Genomic DNA, 12,782 nt, shown 5'->3' with positions numbered 1-12,782 from the left:
GCGCTCACCGCTCGATCGTGCCGGTGCGGCGGATCTTCTTTTGCAACAGAAGGATGCCGTAGAGCAGCGCTTCCGCACTCGGCGGACAGCCGGGCACATAGATGTCGACCGGCACGACGCGATCGCAGCCGCGCACCACCGAATAGGAATAGTGGTAGTAGCCGCCGCCATTGGCGCAGGAGCCCATCGAGATGACGTAGCGCGGCTCCGGCATCTGGTCGTAGACCTTGCGCAGCGCCGGCGCCATCTTGTTGGTCAGCGTGCCGGCGACGATCATGATGTCGGACTGGCGCGGCGAGGCGCGCGGCGCAACGCCGAACCGCTCCGAGTCATAGCGCGGCATCGAGGTATGGATCATCTCGACCGCGCAGCAGGCAAGACCGAAGGTCATGAACATCAGCGAGCCGCTGCGCGCCCAGGTGATCAGCGCCTCGGTCGAGGTGACGAGAAAGCCCTTGTCGGCAAGCTCGTTGTTGATCTCGAGGAAGAAGGGATCATTCGCCCCCACCGGCTTTCCGGTGCTGGGGTCGAGAATGCCTTTTGGCTTCGGCGCGACGAGCGTGCCGGAATTGTCGCTCAATCCCATTCCAGCGCTCCTTTCTTCCATTCATAGGCAAAGCCGATGGTCAGCATCGCCAGAAACACCATCATCGACCAGAAGCCGAGCATGCCGATCTGGCCGAAAGACACTGCCCACGGAAACAGGAAGGCCACTTCCAGATCGAAGATGATGAACAGGATCGACACCAGGTAGAAGCGGATGTCGAACTTCATGCGGGCATCGTCAAACGAGTTGAAGCCGCATTCATAGGCGGAAAGCTTTTCCGGATCGGGATTGCGGTAGGCCACCAGGAAGGGTGCTGCAAGCAGCGCCAGGCCGACGACCAGCGCCACGCCGATGAACAGGACGATGGGCAGGTACGAACTCAACAATGCGTTCATGCTGCAGCTTTCCGTTGGCGGCCAATCCACTCTGATTACAGCACCGGACCCACTTGCGGAAGCGTGACAGTTTAACCACTGAACCGTGTTAGGGGGCTCTATGCTGCAACGCGGCGAGGGTTAGCGCAGGGCTTTCGGTGAAGCAAGTCAAACCTTGTTCAAAACACGGTGCTCGACGGCATATCCGGAAAAACTGGTCCGATCCGCTCCTGTTTGATTTCCTTCGCTTTTTACTCCACTTTTCTCTCCTGACATGGATGCCGCCAAAACCCTGCTAGCATGGCGCGGAATCATCGCTCCCACCTTTGGTCAAACGCCGACAGAGTGCCGTCTGCATGAAGGAAAAAATCTCGCTCGCCATGGCCCGGCGCATCGCGCTTGCCGCACAGGGGTTTGCCGATCCTCGCCCTAACGGCACGCCCGATCGCCGCCATCTGGCCCGTGTGCTTGGCCGGACCGGTCTGCTGCAGATCGATTCCGTCAGCGCGGTGGTGCGTGCCCATTATATGCCGCTCTATTCGCGGCTTGGCCCCTACCCGCTCGCCCTGCTCGACAACGCCGCCGTGACGCGCAAGCGCAAGGTCTTCGAATATTGGGCGCACGAAGCCTCCTTTCTGCCGGTCGAGACCTATCCGCTGATGCGCTGGCGCATGGAACGGGCCGAACGTGGCGAGGAAATGTACAACGGGCTGGCCAAGTGGGGCCGCGAGCGCGCCGCCTACATTGAAGACATTTATCGCGAGGTCGTCGAACGCGGCCCGATCGCCGCTTCCGCCCTGGAAGGCCAGAAAGGCTCCGGCGGCTGGTGGGGCTGGAGCGACGCCAAGCACGCTTTCGAATGGCTGTTCTGGGCCGGCCGCATCACCACGGCGTCACGTCGTGGCTTCGAGCGGCTTTATGATCTGCCGCAGCGCGTGCTGCCGCCGGAAATACTTGCCCTGCCGGTGCCCTCCCCTGAGGATGCGCACCGCGAATTGCTGCGCATCTCCGCCCGCGCCCACGGCGTCGCGACAGCAGGCGACCTGCGCGACTATTTTCGCCTCTCTCCCGCTGACATCAAAGGCCGCATCGAGGAACTGGTCGACGCCGGCGACCTCTTGCCGGTGACCGTCGAAGGCTGGAGCAAACCCGCCTATCTTCACAAGGACGCTCGTTTTCCGCGCAAGATCGAGGCGCGCGCCTTGCTCGCTCCGTTCGATCCGGTTGTCTTCGAACGGACGCGTACGGAAAGACTGTTCGACTTCCGCTATCGCATCGAGATCTACACCCCTGCCGAAAAGCGCCAATACGGCTATTATGTGCTGCCGTTCCTGCTCGGCGAAAGGATCGTGGCGCGCATCGACCTTAAGGCCGACCGCCCGGCCGGCGTGCTGCGGGCCCATGCCGCCTATGCCGAACCCGGCGCGCCGCCGCAAACCGCCGCCGAACTTTTTGAGGAATTGAAGCTGATGCAGGGTTGGCTCGGCCTCGAACGCATCGAGGTGACGCCTGCGGGGGATCTGGGCCACGCGCTGGCGGAAGTCGCGGTTTCGTAAGGGATTGCCGATGTCGGCGCCGCCCCTCATTGCCCTGCCGGGCATTTCTCCCCGTATAGTGACGGGGAGAAAGGACGACTTGGTTTGGGATTTCGCCAATCTACAGCGTTGTAAGGCTGGGCGCCCAGGTGCGGCCGGCTTTCCTTCTCCCCGTCACTATACGGGGAGAAGGTGCCGGCAGGCGGATGAAGGGCAGCGCCGACTCGAAAATTGCCCCGCAGCGTTTCCCTCGCCGCGTCGTAGACGTGCGTTGACACAACTGCCTCCACAAGCCTAAATCCGGTTCAGACGGTCTCCTCTCGGCAAAGGGAGGAGCCAAGAGGGAATGCGGTGCGAAATCTCGATTTCAAATCCGCGGCTGTCCCCGCAACTGTAAGCGACGAGCCAAGGCCGATAACCACTGGGAAAATCCCGGGAAGGCGGCACCAAGGCGATGACCCGCGAGCCAGGAGACCTGCCGTCTAGCGACATAAAAATCCGATCGCCTGGCGGGTTTTCCGGGCAAGGAGCCTGATTTGGAACGCGACAGCAGTTTTTCGGCTGAGACAGCGGGCGTATTGTCCGGCGATGATGATGCTCTGGCCGACGTCACCGTGATCGTCTGCGCCTCCTGCCGTGACGAGACCGGCTCCGACGGCCATCCTCGCGCCGGCGAATTGTTGGCCGAAGACACGCGCCGCGCCGCCTCTGGCGAAAATATCCGTATCCGCAGCGTCGAATGCCTCGGCAACTGCAAGCGCCGCCTCAGCGCCGCTATCCTGCGCGACGGCTGCTGGAGCTATGTCTTCGGCGACCTGACCGCGACCAGCGGCGCCGATCTCATCACCGGCGCAAAACTGTTCGCCACCTCGACCGACGGCCTCATCCCATGGCGCGGCCGCCCCGATTGCCTGAAGCGCGGCCTCGTTGCCCGCATCCCTCCCCTCGACCTTTTGAAGGACCAGATATGACCACTTCCGTCTCCCGAGTGCCCTGCACCGTCGTCACCGGCTTCCTCGGCGCCGGCAAGACGACGCTGATCCGCCATCTGCTCGAAAACGCCGGCGGCAAGCGGCTGGCCATCATCGTCAACGAGTTCGGCGACATCGGCATTGACGGCGAGATTCTTAAGGGATGCGGCATCGACACCTGCCCTGAGGAAAACATCGTCGAACTGGCCAATGGCTGCATCTGCTGCACCGTCGCCGACGATTTCGTCCCGGCGCTCGACCAGATCCTGTCGCTGACGCCCAGGGTCGACCAGATCCTGATCGAAACCTCCGGGCTGGCGCTGCCCAAGCCGCTGGTCCAGGCCTTCCAGTGGCCGACGGTGAAGAGCCGGGTGACGGTTGACGGCGTCATTGCCGTGGTCGACGGACCGGCGCTGGCCGAAGGCCGCGTTGCCAACGACATGGACGCCCTGCAGGCGCAGCGCGCGCAGGACGAGACGCTCGACCACGACGATCCGGTCGAGGAGGTGTTCGAGGACCAGCTCGCCTGCGCCGACCTGATCATATTGTCGAAGAGCGACCTGATGGACGCCACCGGCTCGGCCCGCGCCAATGCCGTCATCCGCAAGCACGCCGCCCGCGCGGTGAAGATCGTGCCGGCCTCGCAGGGCAAGGTCGATCCCTCCGTGCTGCTCGGCCTCGGCCTTGCCGTCGAGGACGACATCGAGAACCGCAAGACCCACCACGATGACGAGCTCGATCACGAGCATGACGATTTCGACTCGTTCGTCATCGACATTCCGTCGATCGCCAATCCCGAAGAGCTGGCTTTGCGTGTCGCCACGGCGGCGGAAGAAGAAAACGTGCTGCGCGTAAAAGGCTTCGTCGAGGTCGGCGGCAAGCCGATGCGGCTGTTGCTGCAGGCAGTCGGGCCGCGCGTCAACCACTATTACGACCGCGCCTGGACCGCCGCCGACGATCGCCGCTCCCGCCTCGTCGTCATCGGCCTGAAAGGGCTGAACCGCCCGGCGATCGAGCGTATCCTCGCCGGCTGACCTCAGGCACGAGCCGCGATGCACATCCTCACCACCACATCCGCCTCGCTCGACGATCTTGCCGAGCCTGTCGATCTCAGGCAGACGCCTGCGGATGTCGTGGCGCTGTCCTTCACCGACAGCGATCTGGCCGGGCTGGCGGCGGCGTGGCAGGCGGACGCGGATCGCCTGCCGTCGATGCGGTTGGCCACCTTGCGCGATCTGCGCCATCCGATGTCTGTGGATCTGTGGATCGACAGCGTCGCCCGGCACGCCAGGGTTGTTCTGGTTCGCATCCTCGGCGGTTACGACTGGTGGCGCTACGGCTGCGATCAGCTCGCCTCGACCGCCCGCGCGCACGGCATAAAACTGGCGCTGCTGCCCGGCGAATGCCGCGACGAGGATTTGCGTCTGATCGAAGGCTCGACGCTGCCGCGCCAGGAGCTCGACGGCCTGCTTGGCTATTTCCGCGAAGGCGGCCCGGAGAATATGACGGCGCTGGTGCAGAGGCTGGCAAGTCTCGCCGGATCAGATGTGGCGGTCGCGGAGCCGGTTGTCGTGCCGAAGGCGGGATTTTATAAGCCGGGATTGGGCATCGTAGAGAGGCGGGACCTTTCGAATGTCGGCGTTCGGTCACACCCCCCTCTGTCCTACCGGACATCTCCCCCGCAAGGGGGGAGATCTGCCGTCACCAACACCGGCGCATTTCCTACATCGTCGGAGCTATCTTCAATATCCGCGATTGGCGAAAGCATCGATGGCGGCACAATCTCCCCCCTTGCGGGGGAGATGTCCGGCAGGACAGAGGGGGGTGGGACGGAGCTCGACGCCGGCAATACCTACGTGGGCGCCCCCATCATCCCCATCCTCTTCTACCGCTCGATGCTGCTCGCCGCCGACGTCGCGCCGATCGACGCATTGTTTGAAGCGCTGCGGCAGCGCGGCATGGCCCCCGTGCCGATCTTCGTCTCCAGCCTCAAGGACCCGGCCTCGCTCGCCTTTGTCGAAACCGCGCTTGCCACGCTACACCCTGCCGCCATCATCACCGCGACCGCCTTCGCCTCGGGTGCTGAGCCCGGCGTCGAAACCCTGTTCGACCGCGCCGGCGTTCCTGTTTTTCAGGTCATCGTCGCGACGACACGCCGCGATATCTGGCAAGACAACCAGCGCGGCCTGGCGCCCGCCGACCTCGCCATGCATGTCGTCCTCCCCGAACTCGACGGCCGCATTCTCGCCGGCGCCATTTCCTTCAAGGGCGAAAGCGAGGTCGATCCGGCATTGGCTTTCCGCGCCTTCGCCAACCGGCCGGAGCCGGACCGCGTCGCGCAGGTGGCGAACCGTGTCGAGGCGTTCGTGCGCCTGCAGCGCACGCCGCGCGAAAAACGCAAGCTCGCCATCCTGATCCCCGACTATCCAAGCGCGCCCGGCCGCACCGGCTACGCCGTCGGTCTCGACGTGCCGTCCAGCGTGCTGGCGATGCTGCACGACCTGAGCGAACAGGGCTATGTCGTTGAAGGGATTCCGCAAACGCCGCGTGCATTGCTGGATGAGTTGGAGCGTGGTGGCGAAGGCTTGGGGCTGAAGGATTATCTCGACTTCTCGGCGGAATTGCCTGCAGCGGCCATCGCTGAGGTGACGGCCGCATGGGGTAAGGCCGAAGATGAAACAGGTTTGCGCGAGGCACCCCCCTCTGTCCAACCGGACATCTCCCCCGCAAGGGGGGAGATTGGCAGTTCGGACGCCGTCGCTCGTTATACAACGCTGGTAGTTGGCGAAAGCGGGGATGAGAGCTCGATCTCCCCCCTTGCGGGGGAGATGTCCGGTTGGACAGAGGGGGGTGCCTCGCGCCAACATCCGAGTCTGGCAAACAGCAAACGCTTCCCCTTCCGCGCCGCCACCTTCGGCAACATCACCGTAGCACTGGCCCCCGACCGCGGGCGCTCGGTCGACCGTCGCGCCGACTATCACGATCCGACCTTGCCGCCGCGCCATGCGCTGATCGCCTTTGGCCTGTGGCTGCGCAAGTCGCTCGATGTCCATGCCCTCGTCCATGTCGGCGCCCACGGCACACTGGAATGGCTGCCCGGCAAGACAGTGGCGCTCAGCGAATCCTGTTTTCCCGAGATCGTCACCGGGCCCCTGCCCGTCATCTATCCCTTCATCGTCTCCAACCCGGGAGAGGCGGCACAGGCCAAGCGGCGCATTGCCGCCGTCACCCTCGGCCATCTGCCGCCGCCGCTGACCGGCGCCGGTCCGGACAAGAACCAGCAGCAGCTCGAGCGGCTGGTCGACGAATATGCCCAGGCTGAAGGGCTCGACCGCCGCCGCCGCGACCGCCTGGCGAGGCTGATCGTCGAAACAGCTGAAAAGACCGGTCTCGCCTCCGAGGCCGGCGTCGCCGGAACCGACGCGCCCGACGAAGCGCTGCGCCGCATCGACGCCTGGCTCTGCGACCTCAAGGACTTCGCCATCAAGGACGGGTTGCACATCTTTGGCCGCTCGCCCGAGGGCGAGACCGATCCGCTGCGCCAGCAAAGTGCGGCGGCCGAGAAGTCAGCATTGATCGCGGCCCTCGACGGCCGCCATGTCGCTGCCGGTCCTGCCGGCGCACCGGCGCGTGGCCGGCGCGATGTGCTGCCGACTGGCCGCAACCTGTTCACATCGGATCCACGCACCATGCCGACGCCGACATCCTTCGATCTCGGCAGGGCGGCGTCCGACGAGGTCTTGCGCAGCTACATGCAATCGCATGGCGACTGGCCGCGCTCGCTGGTCATCGACCTCTGGGGCTCGGCCTCGCTGCGCACCGGCGGCGAAGAGATCGCGCAAGGCCTGGCGCTGATGGGCTGCCGGCCGCAATGGGATGGCGCCACCGGCCGCGTCACCGGCATCGAGGTGCTGCCGCCGGCCACCCTTGGCCGCCCGCGCGTCGATGTCACCTGGCGCATTTCAGGCCTGTTCCGCGACATGTTCCCGACCCAGATCGCCCTGATCGATGCGGCCGCCAACGCCGTCGCCGCCCGCGACGAGGACGCGACGGAAAACCCGCTCGCCGCAAAAACCCGCGCCGATGGCAAGGTCCGCCCGCGCATTTTCGGCACCTCGCCCGGCACCTACGGCGCCGGTATCGAGGCGTTGCTGTCGAGCGGCGACTGGGCGGCGCGCGAAGAAATCGGTAGAGCCTATCTCGACGCCACCTCGCATGCCTATGGCGGCGCCGAGGGCGAAGGGATTTCGTCGCCCGGCGCGTTCGAGGGTCGCGTCGCCGAGGCCGACCTCCTCGTCCATACCGGAGACGACCCCGGCCGCGACATTTTGGAAGGCTCCGCCGATGTCGCCTTCATCGGCGGTTTTTCGGCGGCGCTTGCAGCGCTTGGCAAGAACGCCGACGTCATCGTCCTCGACACCACGGATCCGCAAAAGCCGAAGCCGCGCTCGCTTGGAGAAGCCGTATCTCGGGTCGTTCGCGCCCGCGCGGTCAACCCGCGCTTCATTGCCGGCCAGATGCGGCACGGGCCGCGCGGCGCTTCGGAATTCGCCGAGACGGTCGACCGTCTCGTCGGTTTCGCCGAGACCACCCATGCCATACCAGGCACGCTGATCGAGGCCGTGCACGACGCCTATCTCGGCGATCCCGAGGTGCGCGCCTTCATCCTGCGCGAAAATCCGGCGGCCGCGAAAATCATCGCCGAGCGTTTTTTGTCGGCGCGGCGGCGCGGTCTCTGGCACCCGCTGCGCAATTCCGTCGACGACGACCTCGCCGCCCTGATCGCCGAAGCCCGCGCGCTGGGGGTGGCGGCATGAACGCCTTCTCCCGACGCGGCGCCTGCCCTGCTTTGTCCGCGCCGATGCAGACCGGCGACGGGCTTCTGGTGCGGCTCAACCCGGTCGCTGGAGGACTCTCGCCGAAATCCTTGATCGGGCTCGGTGAATCCGCCTTGCGGCATGGCAACGGCATCATGGAAGTGACCGCGCGTGGCAGCCTGCAGATCCGCGGCCTGACGCCGGCCAGCGCCCGGCTGCTGGCAATGGAGGTCGACGCGCTCGGCATCGCAGTGCGCACCGGCGTTCCGGTCGAGACCGGACCGCTGGCCGGGCTGGATCCGCAAGAGATCGCCGACCCACGCCCGCTGGCGGAGCGGATTCGAAAAGCGATTGCTGAAGCCGGGCTGGCACAGCGCCTTGGCCCGAAGGTTTCTGTCATTGTCGACGGCGGCGGACGACTTGGCATGGATGTGGTGACAGCCGATGTCAGGTTGGCTGCGGTGCGGATGGACGCGGCAATTCAGTGGAAGATGTCCGTTGCCGGAGACGGTCAGAGTGCGAAATCCCTCATCACGGTCGAGGAGGATTCGGCCCGTGATATCGCCGTCGCTATTCTAAGGATGGTTGCTGAAAAAGACCGCGAAGCCCATGCAAGGGATTTGACGGAGAGGCAGTTAGTATCCCTCGCAAGCTGGCATTCCTTCACACCCCCCTCTGTCCTGCCGGACATCTCCCCCGCAAGGGGGGAGATTGAGCTCTCATCACCGCTTTCGCCAATCACTGGCGTTGCAGGACGAGCGGCGGCGTCGGAACTGCCGATCTCCCCCCTTGCGGGGGAGATGTCCGGCAGGACAGAGGGGGGTGCGCAGGATCGCCTGCCTGTCAAATTGTCCGAACCAATACGTTCGCCGATCGGCCTCTTTCCTCTCGCCAGCAACACGGCCGCCCTCGGCATCGGCCTGCCCTTCGGCAGCATGCCGGCGCAAAAACTCATCGGCCTCACGCAACACGCCCTCACCCTAGGCGCAACCGAAATTCGCCTTGCCCCTGGCCGCGCGCTGCTTTTCCTCGGCCTCTCCCCGACCGCCTGCCATTCGCTCCAGCAGGCCGCCGCCCCCCCCGGCTTCGTTACCGACGCTGCCGACCCGCGCACGAAAATCGCCGCTTGCCCCGGTGCGCCGGCCTGCGCCTCCGGCCGGATCGCCGCGCGCGACATCGCCGAGACCGTCGCCGCCGAGTACCGCGACCTCCTCGATGCCTCCGTCACCCTCCATATCTCTGGCTGTGCCAAGGGCTGCGCCCATCCCGGCCCGGCAGCGCTGACACTGGTCGGCGGCGATAACGGAGCCGGGCTTGTCGTGGACGGGACGGCAAAGGCCCTTCCTGCCGGATACAGGCCAGGCTATGACGCCGCGCGCGGCGTTGGCCGCATTGCCGCAGCGATCCGCGAAGCACGATTTCGAGGCGAGACCACCGCCGCCTGCCTGACAAGGCTTGGCGCGGCCGGTGTCACCGAACCCTACCGACAGGAATGAACATGCCCGCCCCCTACGACTACATCCATGACGGCACGGCGATCTACGAGCGCTCCTTTGCCATCATTCGCGCCGAGGCCGACCTGTCGCGCTTTTCCAATGCCGAAGCCGATGTTGCCGTCCGCATGATTCATGCCTGCGGCCAGGTCGAGGCAAGCAGGCACTTTGTTTTTTCGCAAGCTTTTGTTGCCGCCGCTCGCACGGCGCTGGCTGCCGGCGCGCCGATCTTCTGCGATGCCGAGATGGTCTCGCACGGCGTCACCCGCGCCCGGTTGCCGGCCGGCAACGAGGTGGTCTGCACGTTGCGCGACCCGCGGACGTCCGACATAGCGAAAAAGATCGGCAACACCCGTTCGGCCGCAGCCATCGACCTGTGGGGCGAGCGCATGGCCGGTTCGGTCGTCGCCATCGGCAATGCGCCGACTGCACTTTTCTACCTGCTGGAAAGGCTGCGCGACGGTGCGCCGAAACCGGCTGCTATCATCGGCATGCCGGTCGGTTTCGTCGGTGCTGCCGAATCGAAGGACGCGCTGGCCGAGAATTCCTACGGCGTTCCCTACGCGATCGTGCGGGGCAGGCTGGGCGGCAGCGCCATGACCGCGGCCGCCCTCAACGCATTGGCGAGGCCGGGCCTGTGAACGCGATTGTAAAAGGCAGGCTTGTTGGCGTCGGCACCGGTCCCGGCGACCCCGAATTGCTGACGCTCAAGGCCGTGCGCGCGCTGGCCGAGGCCGACGTCGTTGCGCATTTCGCCAAGCGCGGCAACAACAGCAATGCGCGCGCCATCGTCGGCGCGCATTTTCGTCCTGATTTGATCGAGTTGCCGCTGCTCTATCCCGTGACCACAGAAATCGACAAGGATCACAGCGGTTACCGGTCGCAGATAGCGGATTTCTACGAAGAGTCGGCCGAAAAGGTCGCCGAGCATCTCAGCGCCGGCAGGATGGTCGCGGTGCTCTCGGAAGGCGACCCGCTGTTCTACGGCTCCTACATGCACCTGCATGTCAGGCTGGCGCACCGCTTTCCAACAGAGGTCATTCCCGGCGTCACCGCCATGTCCGGCTGCTGGTCGGCGACCGGAACGCCGATCGTCCAGGGCGACGATGTATTGACCGTGCTGCCGGGCACGATGAGCGAATTCGAGCTGACGCGCCGCCTCGCCGACACCGATGCCGCTGTCATCATGAAGGTTGGCCGCAACCTGCCCAAGATCAGGCGCGCGCTGGCGGCGACCGACAAGCTGGCGCGTGCCGTCTATGTCGAGCGCGGCACCATGCCAGGCGGCGTTTCGATGCGGCTGGCCGACAAGCAGGACGACAACGCGCCCTACTTCGCCATCGTGCTGGTCGCCGGCTGGTCAGGCCGGGCCGCCGCACTGGGAGCCGAAGCATGAGCGGCCGCCTGACCGTTATCGGCCTTGGGCCCGGCAATGCCGACCAGGTGACGCCGGAAGCGAGCCGCGCCGTCGCCGAGGCAAGATTCTTCTTCGGCTACAAACCGTATCTCGACCGGCTCGACCTGCGCCTCGACCAGACCCGCGTCGCCTCCGACAATCGCGAGGAGCTGTCCCGCGCCAAGGACGCGCTGGCAATGGCTGCGCAGGGCCACAATGTCGCCGTTGTCTCGGGCGGCGACCCCGGCGTCTTTGCCATGGCGGCAGCCGTCTGCGAGGCGATCGAGGCCGGCCCGGCCGAATGGCGTGCCGTTGACGTTTCGATGCTGCCCGGCATCACCGCCATGCTCGCGGTCGCGGCCCGGATCGGCGCACCGCTCGGCCATGATTTTTGCGCCATCTCGTTGTCCGACAATCTAAAGCCATGGGATCTCATCGAATTGCGGCTGCTGGCTGCGGCCGGCGCTGGCTTCGTCATCGCGCTCTACAATCCGATCAGCAAGGCACGCCCCTGGCAGCTTGGCCGCGCCTTCGAATGCTTGACCGCGATCCTTCCGGGCACCACGCCGGTCGTCTTCGGCCGCGCTGCCGGCCGTCCCGACGAGCGCATCGAGGTTGTTCTGCTGGCGGACGCCGATGCGGAAAAGGCCGACATGGCGACCTGCATCATCATCGGCTCGCCGGAAACCAGGATCATCAAGCGCGGCGAAAAACCGGCGCTGGTCTATACGCCGCGTTCGGCAGCGGACCCAAGAAAATGACCGACCAGAAAATGATCGACCATCGCGGCAAGGGCTTCGACGGTTTCAGCCGACGCAACGTCCGGCAGCGTCGGCCTGCGGATCATGACCACCTCGACGCCGAGCGCCCGCGCTGCGGCGATCTTGCCGTAGGTCGCCTCGCCGCCGCTGTTCTTGGACACGACGACGTCGATGCGGTGTTCCCGAAGCAGTGCCTGTTCGTCGGCTTCCCGGAACGGCCCGCGCGCCAGGAGATAGGTCGCGTCGGGCACAGCGAGCCTTGGCTCGACCGGATCGACGCTGCGGATCAGATAATGATGCTGGGGCGCCGCCTCGAAGGCGGCGACCTCCTGCCGGCCAAGCGCCAAGAAAACGCGGCGCGGCGCAGTGGCCAGCGCCGTCACCGCGCCGGCAACATTGTCGACCAGCGTCCAGCGGTCGCCTTCGGCAGGCTCCCAGCCCGGGCGCCTGAGCGCAACGATCGGCACGCCGGCCTCTCGCGCCGCTGCCGCGGCATTGGCCGAGATTTGCGCCGCATAGGGATGCGTGGCGTCGACCAGCAGCTCGATGCGGGTCTCGTGAAGAAAAGCAGCCAACCCGTCGGCGCCGCCGAAACCGCCTACCCTCGTCGGCACACCTTGCGCGACGGGATTTTCGGTGCGGCCGGCCAGCGACAGCGTGAGCGAGACATCGGCGCGCGCGGCCAGCTTTCCCGCCAGTTGCCGGGCTTCGGTGGTTCCGCCGAGGATCAGAATGCGCTTCATTGGCACCACGTCAGGCCACGCCGAGCTGCCCCTCACCCTTACCCTCTCCCTGTGAAGGACGGGGAGAGGGGGACGCCAGCGTTGCGGCCAGTTCCCTTCTCCCCGTCACTATACGGGGAGAAGGTGCCGGCAGGCGGATGAGGGG

Annotated in this window: 11 protein-coding genes and 1 riboswitch; of the genes, 8 read left to right on the top strand and 3 right to left on the bottom strand. The window is 65.7% G+C overall.

Translation table 11 applies throughout. The features are described 5' to 3' along the window. Positions 1-4 precede the first annotated feature (4 nt). Positions 5-586 (bottom strand): NuoB/complex I 20 kDa subunit family protein, encoded by a 582-nt coding sequence (locus tag AC0L3H_RS19535; RefSeq protein WP_027156092.1) that lies wholly within the window; start codon positions 584-586, stop codon positions 5-7. Further along, positions 577-942, bottom strand: a complete 366-nt coding sequence (locus AC0L3H_RS19530; protein ID WP_473586565.1) for an NADH-quinone oxidoreductase subunit A — start codon at positions 940-942, stop codon at positions 577-579. The genes AC0L3H_RS19535 and AC0L3H_RS19530 overlap by 10 nt, the downstream gene beginning before the upstream one ends. 335 nt (positions 943-1,277) lie before the next feature. Here AC0L3H_RS19530 and AC0L3H_RS19525 point away from each other — a divergent pair, with 335 nt between their 5' ends. The 8 genes from AC0L3H_RS19525 to AC0L3H_RS19490 all read left to right on the top strand — a co-directional run bounded on the left by AC0L3H_RS19525 (position 1,278) and on the right by AC0L3H_RS19490 (position 11,894). Further along, complete coding sequence (locus AC0L3H_RS19525; RefSeq protein WP_473586564.1) at positions 1,278-2,477, top strand: winged helix-turn-helix domain-containing protein; 1,200 nt, start codon at positions 1,278-1,280, stop codon at positions 2,475-2,477. A 274-nt stretch (positions 2,478-2,751) separates the two neighbouring features. Next, positions 2,752-2,953: riboswitch (cobalamin riboswitch) on the top strand. Positions 2,954-2,992: 39 nt separating this feature from the next. Continuing rightward, positions 2,993-3,427, top strand: a complete 435-nt coding sequence (locus tag AC0L3H_RS19520) for a DUF1636 family protein (RefSeq protein ID WP_287056179.1) — start codon at positions 2,993-2,995, stop codon at positions 3,425-3,427. Continuing rightward, complete coding sequence (gene cobW, locus AC0L3H_RS19515; protein WP_473586563.1) at positions 3,424-4,461, top strand: cobalamin biosynthesis protein CobW; 1,038 nt, start codon at positions 3,424-3,426, stop codon at positions 4,459-4,461. The genes AC0L3H_RS19520 and cobW overlap by 4 nt, the downstream gene beginning before the upstream one ends. Before the next feature lie 18 nt (positions 4,462-4,479). Continuing rightward, positions 4,480-8,244, top strand: coding sequence for a cobaltochelatase subunit CobN (locus tag AC0L3H_RS19510; RefSeq protein WP_473586562.1), 3,765 nt, complete (start codon positions 4,480-4,482; stop codon positions 8,242-8,244). Beyond that, complete coding sequence (gene cobG / locus AC0L3H_RS19505; RefSeq protein ID WP_473586561.1) at positions 8,241-9,740, top strand: precorrin-3B synthase; 1,500 nt, start codon at positions 8,241-8,243, stop codon at positions 9,738-9,740. The genes AC0L3H_RS19510 and cobG overlap by 4 nt, the downstream gene beginning before the upstream one ends. Beyond that, positions 9,737-10,378 (top strand): precorrin-8X methylmutase, encoded by a 642-nt coding sequence (locus AC0L3H_RS19500; protein ID WP_473586560.1) that lies wholly within the window; start codon positions 9,737-9,739, stop codon positions 10,376-10,378. Before cobG ends, AC0L3H_RS19500 begins: the two co-directional genes overlap by 4 nt. Next, entirely contained in the window at positions 10,375-11,133 is a 759-nt protein-coding gene (locus tag AC0L3H_RS19495; protein WP_473586559.1) for a precorrin-2 C(20)-methyltransferase, read from the top strand. The genes AC0L3H_RS19500 and AC0L3H_RS19495 overlap by 4 nt, the downstream gene beginning before the upstream one ends. Continuing rightward, a complete protein-coding gene (locus AC0L3H_RS19490; protein ID WP_473586558.1) occupies positions 11,130-11,894 on the top strand; it encodes a precorrin-3B C(17)-methyltransferase in 765 nt (254 codons plus the stop codon). The genes AC0L3H_RS19495 and AC0L3H_RS19490 overlap by 4 nt, the downstream gene beginning before the upstream one ends. On the opposite strand, the gene AC0L3H_RS19485 is transcribed toward AC0L3H_RS19490, so the two are convergent. Next, on the bottom strand, positions 11,858-12,637 hold the full coding sequence (locus AC0L3H_RS19485) for a cobalt-precorrin-6A reductase (RefSeq protein ID WP_473586557.1): 780 nt from the start codon (positions 12,635-12,637) through the stop codon (positions 11,858-11,860). The genes AC0L3H_RS19490 and AC0L3H_RS19485 overlap by 37 nt on opposite strands. Positions 12,638-12,782: the final 145 nt, after the last annotated feature.

It is taken from the genome of Mesorhizobium sp. WSM4816, from assembly GCF_055811535.1.
This window is presented reverse-complemented; position numbering and strand designations above follow the sequence as displayed.

Bases quoted from the DNA above. Each gene is read 5' to 3' on its own strand.
- AC0L3H_RS19535 (WP_027156092.1), bottom strand. From the start codon at position 586: ATGGGATTGAGCGACAATTCCGGCACGCTCGTCGCGCCGAAGCCAAAA.
- AC0L3H_RS19530 (WP_473586565.1), bottom strand. From the start codon at position 942: ATGAACGCATTGTTGAGTTCGTACCTGCCCATCGTCCTGTTCATCGGC.
- AC0L3H_RS19525 (WP_473586564.1), top strand. From the start codon at position 1,278: ATGAAGGAAAAAATCTCGCTCGCCATGGCCCGGCGCATCGCGCTTGCC.
- cobW (WP_473586563.1), top strand. From the start codon at position 3,424: ATGACCACTTCCGTCTCCCGAGTGCCCTGCACCGTCGTCACCGGCTTC.
- AC0L3H_RS19510 (WP_473586562.1), top strand. From the start codon at position 4,480: ATGCACATCCTCACCACCACATCCGCCTCGCTCGACGATCTTGCCGAG.
- cobG (WP_473586561.1), top strand. From the start codon at position 8,241: ATGAACGCCTTCTCCCGACGCGGCGCCTGCCCTGCTTTGTCCGCGCCG.
- AC0L3H_RS19500 (WP_473586560.1), top strand. From the start codon at position 9,737: ATGAACATGCCCGCCCCCTACGACTACATCCATGACGGCACGGCGATC.
- AC0L3H_RS19490 (WP_473586558.1), top strand. From the start codon at position 11,130: ATGAGCGGCCGCCTGACCGTTATCGGCCTTGGGCCCGGCAATGCCGAC.
- AC0L3H_RS19485 (WP_473586557.1), bottom strand. From the start codon at position 12,637: ATGAAGCGCATTCTGATCCTCGGCGGAACCACCGAAGCCCGGCAACTG.